The sequence below is a fragment of the Streptomyces sp. NBC_01803 genome, from assembly GCF_035917415.1.
GTDB lineage: Bacteria > Actinomycetota > Actinomycetes > Streptomycetales > Streptomycetaceae > Streptomyces.
In genome coordinates this window covers 3,263,975-3,283,126 of record NZ_CP109073.1, presented here as the reverse complement: position 1 = coordinate 3,283,126, position 19,152 = coordinate 3,263,975, and the positions used below count along the sequence as shown (strand labels likewise).

Here is a 19,152-nt window from a genome sequence, read left to right as displayed (position 1 = left end):
AGACAGGCAGGCAGACAGGCAGACAGGCGGACAGGCGGACAGGCGGACAGAGCAGCAGAGCGGAAGAACGGCGGGGCGGAAGAACGGACGGCGCCGCGCCTCAGAATTGCAGGGACTGCGTCTGGAGGAACTCCTCCAGGCCGTACCGGCCCAGCTCGCGCCCCACCCCCGAGTCCTTGTAACCGCCGAACGGCGCCGCCGGGTTGAACGCGCCGCCGTTGATGTCCACCTGCCCGGTCTCCATCCGCCGGGCGAACGCGGCGGCCTGGGCCGGGTCCGCCGCCCACACACCGCCGGACAGTCCGTAGTCGGTGCCGTTGGCGATCTCCAGGGCGTGCTCCTCGTCCCGGTAGCGCAGGATCGACAGCACCGGGCCGAAGATCTCCTCCCGCGCGATCGTCATGCCGGGCTCGACATCGGCGAAGACCGTGGGCCGCACGTAGAAGCCCTTGTCCAGGCCCTCCGGCGCCTCCGGTCCGCCCGTGACCAGCCGCGCGCCCTCGGCCACGCCGATCCGGATGTACTCGCGCACCCGCTCGCGCTGCACGGCGCTGACCAGCGGGCCCAGGCGGGTCGAACGGTCGGTGGGGTCGCCCGGCGCGTAGCCCTCGGCGATTTTGGCCGCCAGCTCGACGGCCTCGTCGTAGTCCGCCTCGCCGACCAGCATCCGGGTCCAGGCGCTGCACGTCTGACCGCCGTTCAGGAAGGCGTTGCCCACACCGGTCTTCACCGCGCGGGTCAGATCGGCGCCCGGCAGGATGACGTTGGCCGACTTGCCGCCCAGCTCCAGGGCGACCCGCTTGATGTTCTGGCCGGCGGCGGCGCCGATGCGGCGGCCGACGGCCGTGGAGCCGGTGAACGAGACGACGTCCACGCCCGGGTGCCCGGCCAGCGCCGCCCCGGCGACCGTGCCGAGACCGGTGACCAGGTTGAACGCGCCGGGCGGCAGGCCCGCGTCGTGCACGAACTGGGCGAAGAGCTGGGCCGTCAGCGGCGTGTTCTCGGCGGGCTTGAGCACCACCGGGCAGCCGGCGGCGAGCGCGGGCAGGACCTTGGCGACGATCTGGTGCAGCGGGTAGTTCCACGGGGTGATGGCGGCGACGACCCCGGCGGGCTCGGCGTACACCGTCGAGTTCCCCACCTTCTCCTCGAAGGAGAACTCGGCCAGCACCTCCAGGACCGAGGTGGCGACCGCGACCGGCAGCGCGCCGTGCACCGCCTGCGCCAGCCGCCGGGGCGCGCCCAGCTCGGCCACGACAGTGGCGATGATCTCGTCCTGGTGCCCGGCGAGCCCGTCGCGCAGCCGGGTCAGGGCGGCGAGCCGCTCCTCGCGCGAGGTCGCGCGCCAGGCCCCGGCGGCCGAACGGGCGGCGGTGACGGCCGCGTCGATGTCGTCGGCCGTGCCGGCCGGAACGGTGGCGATAACGGCCTCGGTGGCCGGGTTGACCACGTCGATGAGGTCGCCGGGAACGGCGGCCGGCCGCCAGGCGCCGTCGATGTAGTGCCCCTCGTGAGCCTGCATGCGTGTCGCTCCGCTCTGTTCCGGTCGTCGTCGGTCCGGCTTCCGCGCACAAATTAGCAATGCTAGTTAAATGCGGAAGTCGCCACGGGAACAAGCGCCGCGCACCGTGATCCGGCTCACCCGGCCCACCCGGCACACCCGCCGGGCCGGTGTCACCGACGCTCAGGACGCCTTGAGCAGCGCGCCCTCACGCCATTTCAGCACCTTGTCGAACGTCACGATCGCCCCGCCCATCCCCGGCTGGTTGTCGAACCGGACCCGGTCCGACAGCGCCTCGATCAGCCCCAGCCCGCGCCCGCTGGACGACAGCTCACACGGCTCGCGCCGCAGGACGAGCGGGATGGTGGCCCCCCACGGGAAGCCGGGGCCGCGGTCCGTCACCTCGATCCGGCACACGTCCCCGTGGATCGACGCCGTCACCCGGTACACCTCGGAGCGGTCGCCGCCGTGCTGCACCGCGTTCGAACAGGCTTCGGACAACGCCACGCACAGCTCGTGCGAGATGTCCGCGTCCACCCCCACGGTCTCCATCGCGCCGAGCAGGATCCGCCGCGCGAGCGGGACGCTGGCCGCTTCCCGCCGCAGTTGGAGAGACCACCAGATGCTCATGCTCCAGCCTCCTGGCCGCGGCTCGACATATCTGTAGGTATTGCCTACCCGGGAGCGCCGTAAGCGTCCGATTGACCCGACACCCCCCGTTCGGCGGATGTATTGGGGGATTCGAGTCGATATAGCCACTCTCCGGTGAGAGTGAAGGTCCGCACCGGCGTGCGAACCCGCGTCCCCCGGTGCCTTGCCATGCGCGGACACGGTGAGATGATGACGCCGCCATGCGTGCCGGAGCCGATCTGCGACTGCTGCGAGCCGCGGTCTTCGCCGCGGCCTGCGCCACGCTGGCCGCCGCCGGACACCTGTCCACCGCCGGCCCCGGCATCCCGCTCTGGACCCTGGCCACCGGCTGGGCCGCCGCCTTCGCCGTCGCGCTGCCGCTCGTCGGCCGCGAACGGCGCTCCCTCCCCGCCATCGCCGCCATCCTCGCCGCCGCGCAACTCGCCCTTCATGTCCTGTACCACCTCGGCCAGCACGGCACACTCACGGCACGGTTCGGCGGCGGCAGCAGCAGCGGTGGCGGCGGTGGCGGCGGCGGCGGCGGACCGGTCGCACTCGCCGCCCGGCTGCTGTGCGACGACCACGCCGTCGACCTCACCCAGGCCGAGGCCGTCCGCATGGTCCGCGCCGCCGGCCTCGGCCCGCACGCCGGCCACGGCGGAACGGGCGCCGCCGCGTCCACCGGCGGCGACAGCTGTCTCGGCGACGCCATCGCCTCCCTGGCCTCCTGGCCGATGCTGCTCGGCCACCTCCTCGCCGCGCTCACCGCCGGCTGGCTGCTGCGACGCGGCGAGGCCGCCCTGTGGCAGCTCATCACCCTCTCGACCCAGCTGCCGCCGCTGCGGCGCGCCCTGCGCCTGGCGCGCGTCCTGTCCGGCGGCGGCCCGCGCGCGAACGTTCCCGCGCCGCTCCTCCCGCCGCGCGCCGACCGGGCGTTCCTGCCCGCCCCGCGCGGCGTGGTGCTCGCACGTGCCGTCACCCGGCGCGGGCCGCCCGCGCGCACGGCGCACCGGTTCACTCTCGCGGCCTGACGCACTCCCCGCAGCGCTCCCGGAAGGGACGGAAGGGGCGAGTGCGCCGTCGCCGCGCGCTCGCCATCCCTCTCATCCACCACACCTCTCTGTGGAGTGCTCATATGACCCGCACACGCGTCGCCGCCTCCGTCGCCACCGCCCTGACCGCCGGGGCCTTCCTCGCGTTCACCGCCCCCGCCGCCTCCGCCCACGTCAGCGTCGACCCCGACGAGGCCGAGCAGGGCGGCTACAGCACCGTCAACATCAAGGTCCCCAACGAGCGCGACAACGCCTCGACCATCCGCCTGGAGGTCCATCTCGACCTCGACCACCCGCTGGCCTCCGTGCAGCCGCAGCCCGTTCCCGGCTGGGAGGTCGAGGTCGAGACCGCCGAGCTGGACGAGCCGGTGGAGCTCCACGGCAGCGAGATCACCGAGGCGCCCAGCGTGATCACATGGACGGGTGGCGAGATCGAGCCCGGCCAGTTCCAGCAGTTCCCGATCTCGGTCGGCCCGCTGCCGGAGGACGTGGACCAGGTGCTGTTCAAGGCCGTCCAGACCTACGACAACGACGAGGTCGTGCGCTGGATCGAGGAGCCCGTCGAGGGCGAGGCCGAACCCGAGCACCCGGCGGCCGTGCTCGCCCTCGCCCCCGCTGACGGCGACGACCACGGCACCGGTGACGACGACGCCGGGGAGGCCGGGGAGGCCGGGGAGGCGGAGGACGGCGACCACGCCGAGCCGGTCGCCGCCGAGTCCGGCGACGACACGACCGACACCACCGCCCGCGTCCTGGCGGGCGTCGGCATCGCCGTCGGTGTGGCCGGTGTCGCGTTCGGCGTGCTCGCCGGCCGCCGCCGTTCCACCGAGTCCTGACCCACCCGTCCCACGGCGGGGCGGACCGGCCGTTACCGGTCCGCCCCGCGCCACCTCACTCACACGGAACCGAAAACACGCCATGCACCTGCGCAGAATCAGCACCGCCCTCATCGCCACCGCCACCGCCCTCGCCCTGGCGGCCTGCGGAAGCGATGGCGGGGACGACAGCGCCGAGCACGACCACGACAACCCGGCCGCCGAGGTCTCCGGCGGCACCACCCCGGACGAGGGCACCGTGCTCGACCAGCCCTTCGCCAAACCGGAGCTGGTCCTCACCGACACCCACGGCGAGCCCTACGACTTCGCCGCCGAGACCGCCGGTCACGCCACCCTGCTCTACTTCGGCTACACCCACTGCCCCGACATCTGCCCGCTCACCATGAGCAACATCGCCGTCGCCACCGCCGGCCTCACCGAGGAGCAGCGCGCCGACCTCCGCGTCGTCTTCGTCACCACCGACCCCGAACGCGACACCCCGGAATCGCTCGGCACCTGGCTCCAGGCGCAGGACCCCGACTTCACCGGCCTCACCGGCGACTTCACGACCATCCAGGAGGCCGCCCGCTCCCTGGGCATCCACATCGAGCCGTCCTACGAGGACGAGAACGGCGACATCGTCTCCACCCACGGCACCCAGGTCGTCGCCTTCCTTCCCACCGACGACAAGGCCCACGTCATCTACACCGAGGGCGTCACCGCCCAGACCTTCGAGCGGGACCTGCCCGGGCTCCTCGCCGGAGAGCTGCCATGACCGGAGCCCGCGCGGCCACGGCATCCGCCGCCCTCGCGTTCGCCCTGGCCCTCGGCGCCTGCGGCGGCGGGAGCGGCGACGGCGGTGCGGGCGGCGACGGCGGTCCCGAACTGACCGTCACCGGCGCCTACATCCCCGAACCCGCCACCGAGGACATGGCCGGCGGCTTCCTCACCGTCGAGAACGCCGGTGACACCGATGACACCCTCCTCTCCGCCACCAGCGACATCGCCGACTCGGCCGAGATCCACGAGACCGTCGACAACGCCATGCGCCGGGTGGACTCCCTCCCCATCCCCGCCCACGGCGAGCTGAGCCTGTCCCGGGGCGGCAACCACCTGATGTTCCTCGGCCTGACCCGCGAGCCCGTCGAAGGCGACACCGTGTCCGTCGAGCTCCGCTTCGAGACCTCGGACCCGATCACCCTCGACGTGCCGGTCGAAGCCGCCACCCACACCGGGGAGTGACACCAGCCATGACCACCACCACCCCCGCCGCTGTCCGCTCACCGGCCGCGCCGCTGCTGATCGTCGTCGCGGCGCTGGCCACGCTGCTGCTGGGTGCCACGCCCGCCGCCGCGCACGCCTCGCTCACCGGCAGCACCCCGGCGGACGGGGAGGTGGTGGCCACGGCACCGGCACAGGTCACCCTCACCTTCTCCGAACAGGTCGCCCTCTCCGACGACTCCATCCGCGTCCTCGACCCGCGGGCCGAACGCGCCGACACCGGCGACGTGACGGACGAGGGCGACGACACCCACGCCGTCGCCCTCCGCCCCGGTCTGGAGGACGGCACCTACACCGTGGCCTGGCAGGCCGTCTCCGCCGACAGCCACCCCATCGCCGGCGCGTTCACCTTCTCCATCGGCGCCCCCTCCGCCACCACCGTCGAGCTCCCCGACCAGGCCGTGGGCGAAGGCGGCGTCGGGCTCCTCTACGACATCGCCCGCTACGCCGCCTACGCCGGATTCCTGCTGCTGGCCGGCGCCTGCGCGTTCGTCCTGCTCTGCCGGCGGGAGGCCGCCGCCGCGCCCGCCGTCCAGCGCGTCACCCTCACCGGCTGGACCACCCTCACCGCCGCGACCATCGCGCTCCTGCTGCTGCGCACGCCCTACACCACCACCGGCCGCCTCGCCGACGCCCTCGACCTCGGCGGCCTGCGCGACGTCATCGACACCAAGACGGGCACCGCCCTGGTCACCCGGCTCCTGCTGCTCGCCGCCGCCGGACTGCTCATCGCGCTCCTGCACGGCGGCTACGCCCGCCTGGTCACCGCCGCCGAGGACGACCGGGACGAGGACCACGACGTCCGCGTCCGCGACCTCACCTTCGGTCTGGCGCTCGGCGGCGTCATCCTCGCCACCGGCCTGGCCGCCACCTGGGCCATGGCCGAACACGCCTCCACCGGGCGGCAGACCGCCCTCGCCATCCCCGCCGACGTCCTCCACCTGCTCGCCGTCGCCACCTGGCTCGGCGGGCTCGCCACCCTCCTCACCCTGCTCCGCGCCGGCCCGGCCGTGCCGCGCGCCGCCGTCCGCCGTTTCTCGCGGCTCGCCCTGACCAGCGTCACGGTCCTGACCGTCACCGGCCTCTACCAGGCGTGGCGGCAGATCGGCTGGTCCTGGTCCGGCCTGACCGACACCCAGTACGGCCGACTGCTGCTGCTCAAGGTCGGCATCGTCGGGGCGCTGCTGTGCGTCGCGTGGAACTCCCGCCGCTGGACGGCCCGCCTCGGCGACGTCCTCGTCCCCGAGCCGGACACGGCGCCGTCGCCGTCAGCCGCGGCGGGGGCGGACGCGGGGGCGGATCCGGCCCGCGCCCAGCAGCTCGCCCGCCAGCGCGCCGCGATCCGGCGGGCCGACCGCCGCAAGGCCCGCGACGCCGACCCGCACCGCGCGGCCCTGCGCCGTTCCGTCCTCGCCGAGGCCGCCATCGCCGCCGTCCTCCTCGCCGTCGCCACCTGGCTCAGCGGCACCACCCCCGCCCGCACCGCCTCCGACACCGGAACCGAGGCCGGGGCGGAGACCGGCGACCACATGACGGACGAGCCGGTCTCCGTCGACATCCCCTACGACACGGGCGGCGACGGCGGCCAGGGCACCGCCCGGCTCGACCTCTCCCCCGCCCACACCGGGGAGAACACCCTCCAGATCCACCTCTCCGACCCCGAGGGCCGTCCCGCCACGGCCGCCGAGGTGCGCGTCGCGCTCACCCTCCCCGACGAGGACCTCGGCCCGCTGCGCTACGACCCCGTCCAGAGCGACGCCGCCCAGTGGACCGTCACCGGCCTCCAGCTCCCGCGCCCCGGCGACTGGCGGCTCGCCCTCACCATCCGCACCTCGGACATCGATCAGGTGACCGAGACCGCCACCCTTCCCATCGAGTGATCGAAGATGACTGAACGCCCAGAACATCCGGAACGCCGCGAACACCCCGACCGTCCCGAACGCCGCGAACGCCCCGATGGCCCCGCACCCCTGACCCGCCGCCGGCTGCTCACCACCGCCAGCACGGCCGGCGCCGCCGGGATCGCCATCGGCACCACCACCGGCGCCATCGCCCACTCCGCCGCGACCGACAACGGCGAAGGACCCGCCCTGACCACTCTCGGCACCACCGCCATCCCCTTCCACGGCACCCACCAGCCCGGCATCACCACCCCCGCGCAGGCGCACGGCCACCTCGCCGCGTTCGACCTCGCCCCCGCCTCCGGCCGCCGCGAGGCCGCCGCGCTGCTGCGCCGCTGGTCCGCCCTGGCCGCCGAGCTGATGGCCGGCCGCACCCCCGACAGCGCCACCGACACCGCCGTCGCCCGCGACGCCGGGCCGTCCTCCCTCACCCTCACCTTCGGCTTCGGCAACAGCTTCTTCGACGCCGTCGACCTCACCGACGCCCGCCCCGCCGGCCTCGACCCGCTGCCGCGCTTCTCGAACGACGCCCTCGACGAGCGCCGTTCCAACGGCGACCTGTGGGTCCAGATCGGCGCCGACGACGCCCTCGTCGCCTTCCACGCGCTGCGCGTCCTGCACCGCGCCGCCGACGAGACCGCCGCCCTGCGCTGGCAGATGACCGGCTTCAACCGCAGCCCGGGGGCCACCGCCCACCCCATGACCACGCGCAACCTCATGGGCCAGATCGACGGCACCAACAACCCCCAGCCCGGCGACGACGACTTCGCGGAACGGATCTTCGTCCCCGCCGAGGGTGACCCCGCTTGGATGGCCAACGGCTCCTACGTCGTCTTCCGCCGTATCCGCATGCTGCTGGACGACTGGGAGGCGCGCCCGGTGGAGGAGCAGGAGCGCGTCATAGGACGGCGCAAGTCCGACGGCTCCCCGCTGACCGGTGACGCCGAGACGGCCCCCGTCGACCTGGAGGCCGCCGACGCCGACGGCACGCCCCTCATCGCCGCCAACGCGCACGTCCGCGTCACCGCCCCCGAGACGAACGGCGGCGCCGCGATGCTGCGCCGCCCGTTCTCGTTCCACGATGGATTCCGCGACGACGGCAGCCCGGACGCCGGCCTGCTCTTCATCTCCTGGCAGGCGGACCCGCTGCGCGGCTTCGTCCCCGTGCAGCGGAAGCTCGACCGGGGCGACGCGCTCTCCCCGTTCATCCGCCATGAGGCCAGTGGTCTGTTCGCCGTTCCGCGCGGCGCGGCGGAGGGGGAGTACGTCGGTCAAGCACTGCTCGAGGGCCGGTGAGCGACGGCGGCGCGGCAGCCGGGCCGTGGATGACCGGCGAGCCGCCCGCTCGCCGCGCCGGCGGAAAGCGGACGGTTCAGCAACTGAGACGGAGGGCGACGATCGGGCGCGCGGGGCTACCGTAGCGGCATGACAGCCGCAAGCCGTTATACCTATCTCGGCCCCGAGGGGACTTTCACCGAAGCCGCGCTCCGCACGCTGCCCGAGGCGGCCACCCGCGAGCTGGTGCCCATGATCTCCGTGCCCGCCGCGCTCGACGCCGTGCGTTCCGGCGCGGCGGCGGGTGCGCTGGTCCCCATCGAGAACTCGGTGGAGGGCGGCGTCACCGCCACCGTGGACGAGCTGGCCTCGGGCGAGCCCCTGATGATCTACCGCGAGGTGCTGCTGCCGATCGCGTTCGCGCTGCTGGTCCGGCCCGGCACGCCGATCGAGAACATCAAGACGGTCACCGGGCACCCGGTGGCACAGCCGCAGGTGCGGGGCTGGCTGGAGCGTTTCCTGCCGGAGGCGCAGTGGGAGTCGGCGGCGTCGAACGCGGACGGCGCCCGGCTGGTGCAGGAGGGTCGTTTCGACGCGGCCTTCGCGGGGGAGTTCGCCGCCCCGACTTACGGGCTCGAACCGCTGGTCACCGACATCCACGACGCGCACAACGCCACCACGCGCTTCGTGCTGGTCGGCCGTCCGGCCCGGCCGGCGGCGCCGACCGGCGCGGACAAGACGTCGGTGGTGCTGTGGCTGCGCGGCGACCACCCGGGCGCGCTGCTGGAGGTGCTCCAGGAGTACGCGACCTGCGGGGTGAACCTGGTCCGCATCGAGTCCCGGCCCACGGGCAAGGGCATCGGGCAGTACAGCTTCTCGGCGGACTGTGAGGGGCACGTCTCGGAGCGACGGGTCGGCGAGGCGCTGATGGGTCTGAAGCGGCTGTGCGCGGACGTGCGGTATCTGGGGTCGTATCCGCGCCACGACAACGTCGAGCCGACGGTGCGGGCGGGCACGGCGGACGCCGATTTCCTGACGGCGGCGGACTGGCTGACACGCTGCCTGGACGGCAGGCAGGCCCCCCGGAGGGACTGAGCGGGGACTGAGCGGGGGCTGAACGGGGGCGGGCCCGGGGGTGGAATCTGACAGTCTGTGGAGTGTCCGGAAAGTTATCCACAGGACACCCTGCGTGCTGTGCATAAGTCGACACTCCGAATCGGACATCATCGACATATACCCGTTACGGCAGCGAAGTGGCGCACAGGCTGTTGGATCATGATTCGTCACCCCGCGCGCACCGGACAACCCTTGAGCGTGATGCGATTTCCTCCGTAAGTGAGTGTGAGAGCGGTTTGAATGGGGAATTCTCCGCCGCACCGTCCGCGCCGCCGAACAATCCACCACGTCATCCACAGCCCCCCACTCACCTGTGGATAACTTTGCGGGATCGCCCCCTGACCTGTGGATTTCTTTCCGGCGACCTTTCCGGCAAATCACCTCAAAAGCCACCCCGCGCTTTTCCGATGCAATCCCCGGGACCCGCCCCGGTAGCCTGGGTCCGTGATTGACCTTCGCCTGCTCCGTGAGGACCCCGACCGAGTGCGCGCCTCGCAGCGCGCCCGTGGAGAGGACGTCGGCATCGTCGACGCGCTGATCTCCGCCGACGAGCGGCGCCGGTCGTCCAGTTCCCGCTTCGACGAGCTGCGCGCCGAGCAGAAGCAGCTCGGCAAGCGCGTCCCGCGCGCCCAGGGCGACGAGAAGGCCGCCCTGCTGGCCCGCGCCGGCGAGCTGTCCGGCGCGGTGAAAGCCGCCGACGCCGAGCGCGACGAGGCCGCCGCCGAGGCCCAGCGGCTGCTGCTCCAGCTCGGCAACATCGTGCATCCCGACGTCCCCGTGGGCGGCGAGGACGATTTCGTCGTCCGCGAGACGCACGGCACGATCCGCGACTTCGAGGCCGAGGGCTTCGCCCCGAGGGACCACCTCGACCTGGGCCACGTCCTCGGCGCGATCGACACCGAGCGCGGCGCGAAGGTGTCCGGCTCCCGCTTCTACTACCTGACCGGCGTCGGCGCCCTGCTGGAGCTGGCCCTGGTCAACGCGGCGGTCGCGCAGGCGGCCGAGGCCGGGTTCGTCCCCATGCTCACGCCCGCGCTGGTCAAGCCGCGCGCCATGGAGGGCACCGGCTTCCTCGGCCAGGCCGCCCAGGACGTGTACCACCTGGAGAAGGACGATTTCTACCTCGTCGGCACCTCCGAAGTCCCGCTTGCCGCCTACCACATGGACGAGATCCTGGACGCGGACCAGCTCCCGCTGCGCTACGCGGGCTTCTCGCCGTGCTTCCGCCGCGAGGCCGGCTCGTACGGCAAGGACACCCGGGGCATCTTCCGAGTGCACCAGTTCGACAAGGTGGAGATGTTCTCGTACGTCGCCCCCGACGACGCGGAGGCGGAGCTGGCGCGGCTGCTGGAGTGGGAGAAGCGGTGGCTGACCTCCCTGGAGCTGCCCTTCCGCGTGATCGACGTGGCCAGCGGCGACCTGGGGGCGTCGGCCGCCAGGAAGTTCGACTGCGAGGCGTGGATCCCGACCCAGGGCAAGTACCGCGAGCTGACCTCCACGTCGAACTGCGCGGAGTTCCAGGCGCGCCGCCTGTCCATCCGGATGCGGACGAAGGACGCCGGAATCCGCCCGCTCGCCACGCTGAACGGCACGCTGTGCGCGGTACCGCGCACGATCGTCGCCCTCCTGGAGAATCACCAGCGGGCGGACGGCTCGGTGCGGGTCCCGGCGGCGCTGCGGCCGTACCTGGGCGGGCGCGAGGTGCTGGAGCCGGTGGCGAAGTGAGGCGCGCGGTGTCGCTGCCGCGCCGTTTTCCGTACCGGCTGGTCGCGACCGACCTGGACGGCACGCTGCTGCGCGGCGACCACACGATCTCGCAGCGCACCCGGGACGCGCTCGTCGCCGCGCAGGCGGCGGGCGCGGAGCACCTCGTCGTGACCGGCCGGGGGGTGGCCTCGACGCGGCACATCCTGGACGACCTCGGGTACCGGGGTCTGACGGTGTGCGGCCAGGGCGCCCAGCTCTACCACGCCGGGGAGCACCGCCTGCTGACGTCGGTCACGCTGGACCGCGCCGTGGCGCGGTACGCGCTGGAGCGGCTGGAGACCGGCCTCGGCCCGGTCGCGGTCGCGGTCAACCGGGACGGCCTCGACGGCGAGATCGTGATGGACGGCCGCTTCGAGGCGGTGGTGCACAGCGGCTTCCGGGGCGGGGACCGCGTCCCGCTCTCCACCGCCGAGGTGGACCGCACGGCGCTGTTCGCGGAGCCGGTCATCAAGCTCTATGTCCAGTGCCCGGGTCTGACCGACGACGAACTGGCGTCCGCCGCCCGCGGGTTGGTCGGTGACTCGGTGACGATCGTGGTCTCGGGCCGCGACCTGGTGGAGATGCTGCCGCTGGGCCTGACGAAGGCCACCGGCCTGTCGCTGGCGGCCCGCCGGCTGGGTGTGAAGGCGTCGGAGACGATCGCGTTCGGCGACATGCCCAACGACATCCCGATGCTGCTGTGGGCCGCCCACGGCGTGGCGATGGCGGACGCGCACCCCGAAGTCCTCGCCATAGCCGACGAGATCACCGCGGGGAACGACGCGGACGGCATCGCCAAGACCCTTGAGCCGTTGTTCTCCCCGGTTCCGCCGACCGTCTGAGACCGTCGCGCGGTTTTCCGGACGGCTCCCACCATGCGGCCGGGCCACCTCCCTGACCTGCCCCCGCGTCACGGCCAACCGGACCGCCGCAAAGTTATCCACAGGCTGTGCACAGGCACGCGACCTGCACAGATACTCCTCACCTGTGGACGACCAATCCCAACAATCCACAGGCCCGTTGACCGCCGCCCCCGCCAACACAGCACCCCTCCGGGGTGATTTCGGCGCGGTCAGGGATTCACGGCCTGCCCCGCGAGACCGTCACCGGGAACATCGGCACATCACGCCCGGACGCGCCATCGCCACCCAACGCGCGGAGCTGGCCGCCTTCTTCGAGGGTGTCCGACCATACGGGTATGGGGGATGACACGCGGCCCGTCCGCGACATCACGCAGGGCCGCCCTCCTCCCGCGCGTCACTTCCGGAAGGTCAGACCGTGAGGACGATCTTGCCCGTCGTGCGGCCCGACTCGCCCAGCTCGTGGGCCTTCGCGGCCCGCTCCAGCGGCAGGACCGAGTCGATCTCAGCGCGCAGGCGGCCCGCCGTCACCAGCTCGGCGAGCGTCTTCAGGCCCGCGTGGTCCGGCTCGACCAGGGTGAAGCCGGTGCGGAAGCCGGGTGCCTTTGGCGGCGCGTCGGTGGGGGAGGCGAGCGTGACCAGGGTGCCGCCGGGCCGCAGGACACGCAGGGAGCGGGTCCCGTAGTCGCCGCCGATCGTGTCGACGACCGCGTCCACGTCCCGGAGGACCTCGGCGAAGTCGGTCGTCCGGTAGTCGATCAGCTCGTCCGCGCCCAGCTCGCGCAGCAGCGGGTGCTTGGCGGCCGAGGCGGTGCCGATGACGTGGGCGCCGAGCGTCTTGGCGATCTGGACGGCGAGGTGGCCGACGCCGCCGGCCGCCGCGTGGATCAGGACCCGCTGGCCGGGCAGCACGCCGGCGGCCTCGGTCAGGGCCTGGAGGGAGGTCAGCCCGGCGAGCGGCAGCGCGGCGGCGTGGGGGTGGTCGATCGCGGCGGGCTTGTGGGCGAAGTGGCGGGCGGGGGCGGCGACATACTCGGCGTAGGCACCCGCCTGGTGCGGGAAGCGCGGCATGCCGAACACCTCGTCGCCCGGCCGGAACAGGGTCACGCCGGTGCCGACCGCCTCGACCACGCCGGAGACGTCGTAGCCGAGGATCACCGGGTCGTTCCACAGCCCGAAGCCGCCGTGCCGCCGGGACTTCCAGTCGGTCGGGTTGACCCCGGCGGCATGCACGCGGACCAGGATCTCGGTCGGGCCGGGGGCGGGCCGGGGGGTGTCGATCAGGGTGAGGACATCGGGCGCGCCCCAGGTGCGGAGGCTGACGGCGCGCATCGTTGGTGCTTCGGCGGTGTGCTCGTTCATGGCACCAGCCTGCGCGGCCCGGCGGGCGACCGGCACTGGCCAGATGGCCAGGGTATGACAGGATCTGGCCATGGCCGTTCCTCCGCACCGTGTCGTCGTCCTCGCCCTGGACGGGGTGATCCCGTTCGAGTTGGGCATCCCCGCGCGGATCTTCGGCGGCGCCGAGGGGCCGGACGGGGAGCCGTTGTACGAGGTGATCACCTGCACGCTCGACGGGCGGCCGGTGCGCGGCGACGCCGGGTTCGCGATCGCCGTGGAGCACGACGCCTCGGCGCTGGCGGCGGCGGACACGTTCGTCATCACGCCGTCCGAGAAGCTGGGGGCCATGCGCGAGGGCGGGCCGCTGCCGCCGGAGCTGGCCGCCGCGTTCGCGCGGCTGCGGCCGAGCACCCGCATCGCCTCGATATGCACCGCGTCGTACGTGCTGGCGGCGGCCGGGCTGCTGGACGACCACCCGGCGACCACGCACTGGCGGGAGGCCGCGCACTTCCAGCGCACGTTCCCCCGGGTGCGGGTGGACCGGGACGTGCTCTTCGTGGACACCGGCACGATCCTCACCTCTGCGGGCGCGGCGGCCGGGGTGGACCTGTGCCTGCACCTGGTGCGGCGCGACTACGGCAGCCAGGTGGCCAACCAGGTCGCCCGCCGCTGCGTGGTCCCGCCCTGGCGCGACGGCGGGCAGGCGCAGTATGTCGAACGGCCGGTCCCGGAGCCGGAGTCGAGCGGCACGGCCGCCACCCGGGTCTGGGCGATGGAGCACTTGGGACGGCCGATCACCCTGACCGAGCTGGCGGCGCACGCCCGGATGAGCGTGCGCAGCTTCACGCGGCATTTCCACGCCGAGGTCGGCACCACGCCGGGACAGTGGCTGACGGCTCAACGGGTCGAGCTGGCACGACAGTTGCTGGAGTCCAGCGTGCTATCGGTCGACCAGGTCGCGGACCGGGCCGGCTTCGGCACGTCCAACTCCCTGCGCCAGCACATGCGCGCCACGCTCGGCATCTCGCCATCCGCCTACCGGCGCACGTTCAACTCCCGTGCGCCCGCCCGGGGCTGAGCCCTGGCGCGGCTACTCATCGCCGGCCACCTTCAGCACCCGCAGCCGCTCGCCCGCGTACCAGGTACCGAGCGCGGTGGCGACCACGAGCAGGATCAGGGCCGTGGGCAGGGCGACGTCCGAGGTGATGTCGGCACCGTCCGCCGCGACGCGCTCGGCCAGGGCGAGGGACCACTGCTGGATGCTCAGCGTGCGGGCGCCGGGGACCAGGTTGCCGAACAGCGCCTCCCAGACCAGGGCGTAGATCAGGCCGAAGACCACCGCGTTCCGCGACACCGTGCCCAGCAGCAGGAAGACCGCGCTGTAGGCGACCGACGCGACGCCCGCCGCCACGGTGTACGCGCTGCCGATCTGCTGGCTGTTGTCGTTGAGGATCATCCCGGCCAGCAGGATCGGCGTGGTGGTGAACGCGATGGTGACGCTGATCGCCACCAGCAGCTTGGTGGTGATGATCGTGCGGCGGCTGATCGGCTTCGACAGCAGGTAGACGATCGAGCCGTCGTCGATCTCCGGGGCGATCGCGCCCGTTCCGGCGATGACACCGATCAGCGGCACCATCGAGGCGAGCGCGAAGCCGCCCAGGATCTCGGTGGCGGCCCGGTCGTCGGCGCCGCCGAGCGCCCGCACCACAACGGCGATCACCAGCAGCAGGGTGGGCAGCGCGAGCAGGACGAGCGCCCGGCGGCGGCCGAGCAGCGCCCGGTAGGTGAGCCGGGCGACCGTGGGGTTGTAGATCACGCAATTCTCCTTACGCGCTGACCAGGTAGGAGAAGACGCTCTCCAAGGACTCGTCGGAGGGGGAGACCGTCAGCAGCCGGATGCCGGACTCCCGTGCCAGCCGGGGAAGTTGGGTGGCGAACCGGCCGAAGTCCACGGCCTGCACGCGCAGCGCGCGCTCCCCCGCGTCGAACTCGACGCCGGTCGTGGACGGATCGGCGATGAGCGCGGCGGCCAGCGCCCGGTCGTCGCTGGAGCGGACGAGATAGCGGTGCGGCCGGTCGGTCATCAGGCGCCGGATCTTGCGGTAGTCCCCGGACGCGGCGTGCCGGCCGGCGACGATCACCTCGATGTGGGTGGCGAGTTGCTCGACCTCCTCCAGGATGTGCGAGGAGAACAGCACCGTACGGCCCTCGTCGCCCATCGTGCGCAGCAGCTCCATCAAATGCATCCGCTGGCGCGGGTCCATCCCGTTGAACGGCTCGTCCAGCAACAGCACGGACGGCTCGTGGACGAGGGCCGAGGCCATCTTCACGCGCTGCCGCATGCCCTTGCTGTAGGTGGAGATGCGGCGGTCGGCGGCGGCGGTCATCTCGACCGTCTCCAGCGCGGCCCCGGCGGCGGCCTTCGGGTCCTTCAGGCCGTGCAGCTCGGCGTTGGCGAGCACGAACTCGGCGCCCGTGAGGTAGTCGTACATGCCCTCGCGCTCGGGGACGAGACCGATCTCGCGGTAGACCGCCTCATTGCGCCAGATCGGCCGGCCGTCCAGCGTGACGGCGCCGGAGGAAGGGGCGAGGAAGCCGCTCATCATGTGGATGAGGGTCGACTTGCCCGCGCCGTTGGGGCCGAGGAGGCCGGTGACGCCGGGGGCGATGTCCATCGTCACGTCGTTGACGGCGACGACGTTCCCGAACCAGCGGGATGCGGCGGCGATGTTGATGGTGGTCACAGGCCCGCCCTCCGGTAGCGACGTGTCAGCAGGAAGAAGCAGAGGACGACCAGCGCGGCGATGACCAGCGGATAGCAGGCGCCGACCGCGTCGGACGGCATGAGATGGTCGGGGAACTCACTGTCCCCGCCGAGGAACTTGGCCTGAAGGCCCTCCATCAGCGTGCCCGGCGAGAAGAGGCCGAGCCAGCCCACCGCGTCCGGGTTGCCCTGCTCGTTGGCGACGACCTGGACGGCGGTCACCGCGAAGTAGGGCACGGTCAGCGTGGCGATGACCGCGGCCACGCCGAAGCCGCGGCGCGGTGTGAGCGAGGCGACCAGCAGCGCGATCCCGGCGTGCAGCACGGCGAAGACGGCGGCGGCGACCAGGCCGCGGGCGAAGCCGCTGGTCTGGGCCCCGAAGCCGAGCTCGCCCAGCAGGCCGCCGGCGTAGGCGATGATCAGCGGGACGGAGATGAAGAGAAAGAGCGCGACGGTCAGCGCGGCGAACTTCGCCAGCACGTAGTCGTCGCGGTCGATGGGACGCGAGAAGTAGAGCGGGATCGTCTTGAACCGCAGGTCGAGGGAGACCATCTGCGGTGCGGCCAGGGCGATGTAGAGGCCGAGGATGGGCTGCATGAACAGCGCGTAGCGCGTGTACTCGACGGGCATCTCGTCCAGCCCGGTGGTGATCGCGACGGCGACCATCACGATGGCGGGGATGGTCATGATCGCGAAGAGCCCGAACGGCAGCACTTTGTGGCGCGCGGAGCGGCCCAGGCCATAGGCGCCGCGCAGCGAGTGCGTGACCAGGGAGAGCCGGGCATAGCCTCGGCCGAGGCGCTCGCCCTCGTAGTGGCGGTAGCCGATGTCGTGGATGCGGGCGTCGCGGACGCCGCGCGTCTCCGTGCTCACTGGGCAGCCTCCTGGAAGACCTCGGCGATGCGGTGGCGGCGCTGCTCCATGCGGATCAGGCCCAGGTCCAGGTCGGTGATGGCGTCGCGGACCCCGTCGTAGACCGCCTCGTCGGCGGCGTCCACGTAGACCAGGTGCCCGGTCCCGGCGGTGGCGGTCAGACCGCGCGCCCCGAGGGCGGCGAGCAGCGCCGCCGCGCCGTCCGGGTGGGCGTCGCTGTCGGTGACCTCCACCGCCAGGGACGCGGTGACCTCGGTGAACGCGGCGATGGCCTGGGAGCGCAGCAGCTTGCCGCCGTCGATGACGACGATGTGGTCGCTGGTCCGCTCCAACTCCCCGAGCAGGTGCGAGGTGACCAGGACCGATATCCCGAAGTCGGCGTGCACGCGCCGGATCAGGCCGAGCATCTCGTCGCGCCCGGCCGGGTCGAGACCGTTCGTCGGCTCGTCCAGCAGCACCAGCCGCGGATCGTGCACCAGCGCCTGAGCGAGCTTGACGCGCTGCTTCATGCCCGTCGAGTAGCCGCCGATCGGCCGGTACCGCTCCTCGTACAGGCCGACGTGGCGCAGCGTGTCGGCGGTGCGCTCGCGAGCCGCGCTGGCGGGCAGCCCCGACATGCGGGCCATGTGCACGACGAACTCGGTGGCCGAGACATCGGGCGGCAGGCAGTCGTGCTCCGGCATGTACCCGACCTGCTCGCGGATGGCGCCGCCCTCGCGGGCGGCGTCCCGGCCGAGCACGGTGGCGGTGCCCTCGCTCGCCGGGGCCAGCCCCAGCAGGAGCTTGATCAGGGTCGACTTGCCGGCGCCGTTCGCCCCGACGAGGCCCGTCACCCCCGGCCCGATGTCCACGGTCAGCCGGTCGAGCGCGGTCACCCGTGGGTACCGCTTGGTCAGGCTCTCGGTCTGAATCACGCTCACGCTCACCCCGGTGACGCTAGTCGGCGCGGGACGCGGGGCGCGTCACACTTTGGTAGCGAGGTGGCCGGCGTTCCCCTAAGGGGACGCGGACGCCGGAGTCAGGGCCGCGCGAGCTGGGGAAGGCCCTCGGTCACGATCCGCTCGAAGACGTCCTGGTCCGCCGCGAAGACCGAGTCCGGGATCGGCCAGTGCAGCACCAGCTCGGTGAAGCCCAGCGCCGCGACCGATCCGGCGTAGTCCACGAACGCGGCGACCGAGGCCAGCGGGGAGACGCCCTCCGGCGTCAGGCTGGAGTCGAGCAGGATGCGCCCGAGGCCGCCCGGCTCGCGGCCGGCCTCCTCGCACACGCTGTCCAGCCGCTCGGTCTGCCGCGCCAGCCCGACCAGGAAGTCGGCGGCGGTCCCGTCGAACGTCGCCGGGTCGCCGGTCGTCACCCACGCCTGCCCGTGCCGGGCGGCCAGCCGCATCCCGCGCCGCCCGGTGGCGGCCACGGCGAACGGCAGCCGGGGGCGCTGCGCACAGCCGGGGATGTTGCGGACCTCGTGCGCCGAGTAGAACTCGCCCTGATACGACACGCCGCCCGCCCCCACCCCGGTCGGGGCGCCGCCCTCACTCAGCAGCCGGTCCAGCAGCCGCACGAACTCCTCGAAGCGGTCGGCCCGTTCGCGCGGCGGCCAGACCTCGTTGCCCAGCGCCGTCGCGTCGAAGCCGGTGCCGCCGGAGCCGATGCCCAGCGTGACGCGCCCGCCGGACACGTCGTCCAGCGTGATCAGCTCCTTGGCCAGGGTCACCGGGTGCCGGAAGTTGGGCGAGGTGACCAGGGTGCCGAGCCTGATCCGCTCGGTCACCGCCGCGGCGGCCGTCAGGGTGGGGACCGCGCCGAACCACGTCTGGTCGCGGAAGCTTCGCCAGGTGAGGTGGTCGTAGGTGTAGGCCGCGTGGAAACCGAGCTCCTCGGCCTGCCGCCAGATTCTCCGGCCGCCCTCCGCCCAGCGGTGGACGGGAAGGATCACGGTGGACAGCCGCAGCGGCAGCTCGGGAGAAACAGCCATGGGCAGAAAGGGTAAGCCCAATCCC

18 protein-coding genes are annotated in these 19,152 nt (G+C 72.9%); 10 read left to right on the top strand and 8 right to left on the bottom strand.

What is annotated here, in order from left to right:
- Positions 1 to 100 precede the first annotated feature (100 nt).
- Together OIE51_RS14765 and OIE51_RS14760 are read right to left on the bottom strand one after the other, a co-directional pair.
- Complete coding sequence (locus tag OIE51_RS14765) at positions 101 to 1,522, bottom strand: aldehyde dehydrogenase family protein (protein ID WP_326598135.1); 1,422 nt, start codon at positions 1,520 to 1,522, stop codon at positions 101 to 103.
- Positions 1,523 to 1,684: 162 nt separating this feature from the next.
- The gene (locus tag OIE51_RS14760) at positions 1,685 to 2,131 is read right to left on the bottom strand and encodes an ATP-binding protein (protein WP_326598134.1); all 447 of its coding nucleotides are present in this window, start codon (positions 2,129 to 2,131) and stop codon (positions 1,685 to 1,687) included.
- A 221-nt stretch (positions 2,132 to 2,352) separates the two neighbouring features.
- On the opposite strand from OIE51_RS14760, the gene OIE51_RS14755 reads away from it, so the two are divergent.
- The 9 genes from OIE51_RS14755 (at position 2,353) to OIE51_RS14715 (ending at position 12,159) form a co-directional block, all read left to right on the top strand.
- Positions 2,353 to 3,162, top strand: coding sequence for a hypothetical protein (locus OIE51_RS14755; protein WP_326598133.1), 810 nt, complete (start codon positions 2,353 to 2,355; stop codon positions 3,160 to 3,162).
- A 104-nt stretch (positions 3,163 to 3,266) separates the two neighbouring features.
- Entirely contained in the window at positions 3,267 to 4,019 is a 753-nt protein-coding gene (locus OIE51_RS14750; RefSeq protein ID WP_326598131.1) for a YcnI family copper-binding membrane protein, read from the top strand.
- An 82-nt stretch (positions 4,020 to 4,101) separates the two neighbouring features.
- A complete protein-coding gene (locus tag OIE51_RS14745) occupies positions 4,102 to 4,773 on the top strand; it encodes an SCO family protein (protein ID WP_326598130.1) in 672 nt (223 codons plus the stop codon).
- A complete protein-coding gene (locus OIE51_RS14740; RefSeq protein WP_326598129.1) occupies positions 4,770 to 5,240 on the top strand; it encodes a copper chaperone PCu(A)C in 471 nt (156 codons plus the stop codon). Before OIE51_RS14745 ends, OIE51_RS14740 begins: the two co-directional genes overlap by 4 nt.
- Positions 5,241 to 5,248: 8 nt before the next feature.
- Positions 5,249 to 7,159, top strand: a complete 1,911-nt coding sequence (locus tag OIE51_RS14735) for a copper resistance CopC/CopD family protein (protein ID WP_326598128.1) — start codon at positions 5,249 to 5,251, stop codon at positions 7,157 to 7,159.
- Between the two features lie 6 nt (positions 7,160 to 7,165).
- Positions 7,166 to 8,476 carry an iron uptake transporter deferrochelatase/peroxidase subunit gene (efeB, locus tag OIE51_RS14730; RefSeq protein ID WP_326598127.1) on the top strand — a complete coding sequence of 437 codons (1,311 nt, stop codon included), beginning with the start codon at positions 7,166 to 7,168 and terminating at the stop codon, positions 8,474 to 8,476.
- Positions 8,477 to 8,605: 129 nt separating this feature from the next.
- Positions 8,606 to 9,550: a prephenate dehydratase gene (gene pheA / locus OIE51_RS14725; RefSeq protein ID WP_326598126.1), complete on the top strand. Its 945-nt coding sequence runs from the start codon at positions 8,606 to 8,608 to the stop codon at positions 9,548 to 9,550.
- A gap of 465 nt (positions 9,551 to 10,015) precedes the next feature.
- The gene (gene serS / locus OIE51_RS14720; protein ID WP_326598125.1) at positions 10,016 to 11,296 is read left to right on the top strand and encodes a serine--tRNA ligase; all 1,281 of its coding nucleotides are present in this window, start codon (positions 10,016 to 10,018) and stop codon (positions 11,294 to 11,296) included.
- Positions 11,293 to 12,159 carry an HAD family hydrolase gene (locus OIE51_RS14715; protein ID WP_326598124.1) on the top strand — a complete coding sequence of 289 codons (867 nt, stop codon included), beginning with the start codon at positions 11,293 to 11,295 and terminating at the stop codon, positions 12,157 to 12,159. The genes serS and OIE51_RS14715 overlap by 4 nt, the downstream gene beginning before the upstream one ends.
- A 429-nt stretch (positions 12,160 to 12,588) precedes the next feature.
- Here the strand turns inward: OIE51_RS14715 and OIE51_RS14710 are convergent, their stop codons facing one another.
- Positions 12,589 to 13,539, bottom strand: coding sequence for an NADP-dependent oxidoreductase (locus tag OIE51_RS14710; protein WP_326598123.1), 951 nt, complete (start codon positions 13,537 to 13,539; stop codon positions 12,589 to 12,591).
- 70 nt (positions 13,540 to 13,609) lie between these two features.
- Between OIE51_RS14710 and OIE51_RS14705 the strand changes: the two genes are divergently transcribed.
- Positions 13,610 to 14,596: a GlxA family transcriptional regulator gene (locus OIE51_RS14705; protein ID WP_326598122.1), complete on the top strand. Its 987-nt coding sequence runs from the start codon at positions 13,610 to 13,612 to the stop codon at positions 14,594 to 14,596.
- 12 nt (positions 14,597 to 14,608) lie between these two features.
- On the opposite strand, the gene OIE51_RS14700 is transcribed toward OIE51_RS14705, so the two are convergent.
- The 5 genes from OIE51_RS14700 to OIE51_RS14680 form a co-directional block, all read right to left on the bottom strand.
- Positions 14,609 to 15,331: an ABC transporter permease gene (locus tag OIE51_RS14700; RefSeq protein ID WP_326600639.1), complete on the bottom strand. Its 723-nt coding sequence runs from the start codon at positions 15,329 to 15,331 to the stop codon at positions 14,609 to 14,611.
- A gap of 13 nt (positions 15,332 to 15,344) precedes the next feature.
- On the bottom strand, positions 15,345 to 16,262 hold the full coding sequence (locus OIE51_RS14695; RefSeq protein WP_326598121.1) for an ABC transporter ATP-binding protein: 918 nt from the start codon (positions 16,260 to 16,262) through the stop codon (positions 15,345 to 15,347).
- Positions 16,259 to 17,155, bottom strand: a complete 897-nt coding sequence (locus OIE51_RS14690; RefSeq protein WP_326598120.1) for an ABC transporter permease — start codon at positions 17,153 to 17,155, stop codon at positions 16,259 to 16,261. The genes OIE51_RS14695 and OIE51_RS14690 overlap by 4 nt, the downstream gene beginning before the upstream one ends.
- A complete protein-coding gene (locus OIE51_RS14685; RefSeq protein ID WP_442811927.1) occupies positions 17,152 to 18,075 on the bottom strand; it encodes an ABC transporter ATP-binding protein in 924 nt (307 codons plus the stop codon). The genes OIE51_RS14690 and OIE51_RS14685 overlap by 4 nt, the downstream gene beginning before the upstream one ends.
- A 98-nt stretch (positions 18,076 to 18,173) precedes the next feature.
- Entirely contained in the window at positions 18,174 to 19,127 is a 954-nt protein-coding gene (locus OIE51_RS14680; RefSeq protein WP_326598119.1) for an LLM class flavin-dependent oxidoreductase, read from the bottom strand.
- Positions 19,128 to 19,152 lie beyond the last annotated feature (25 nt).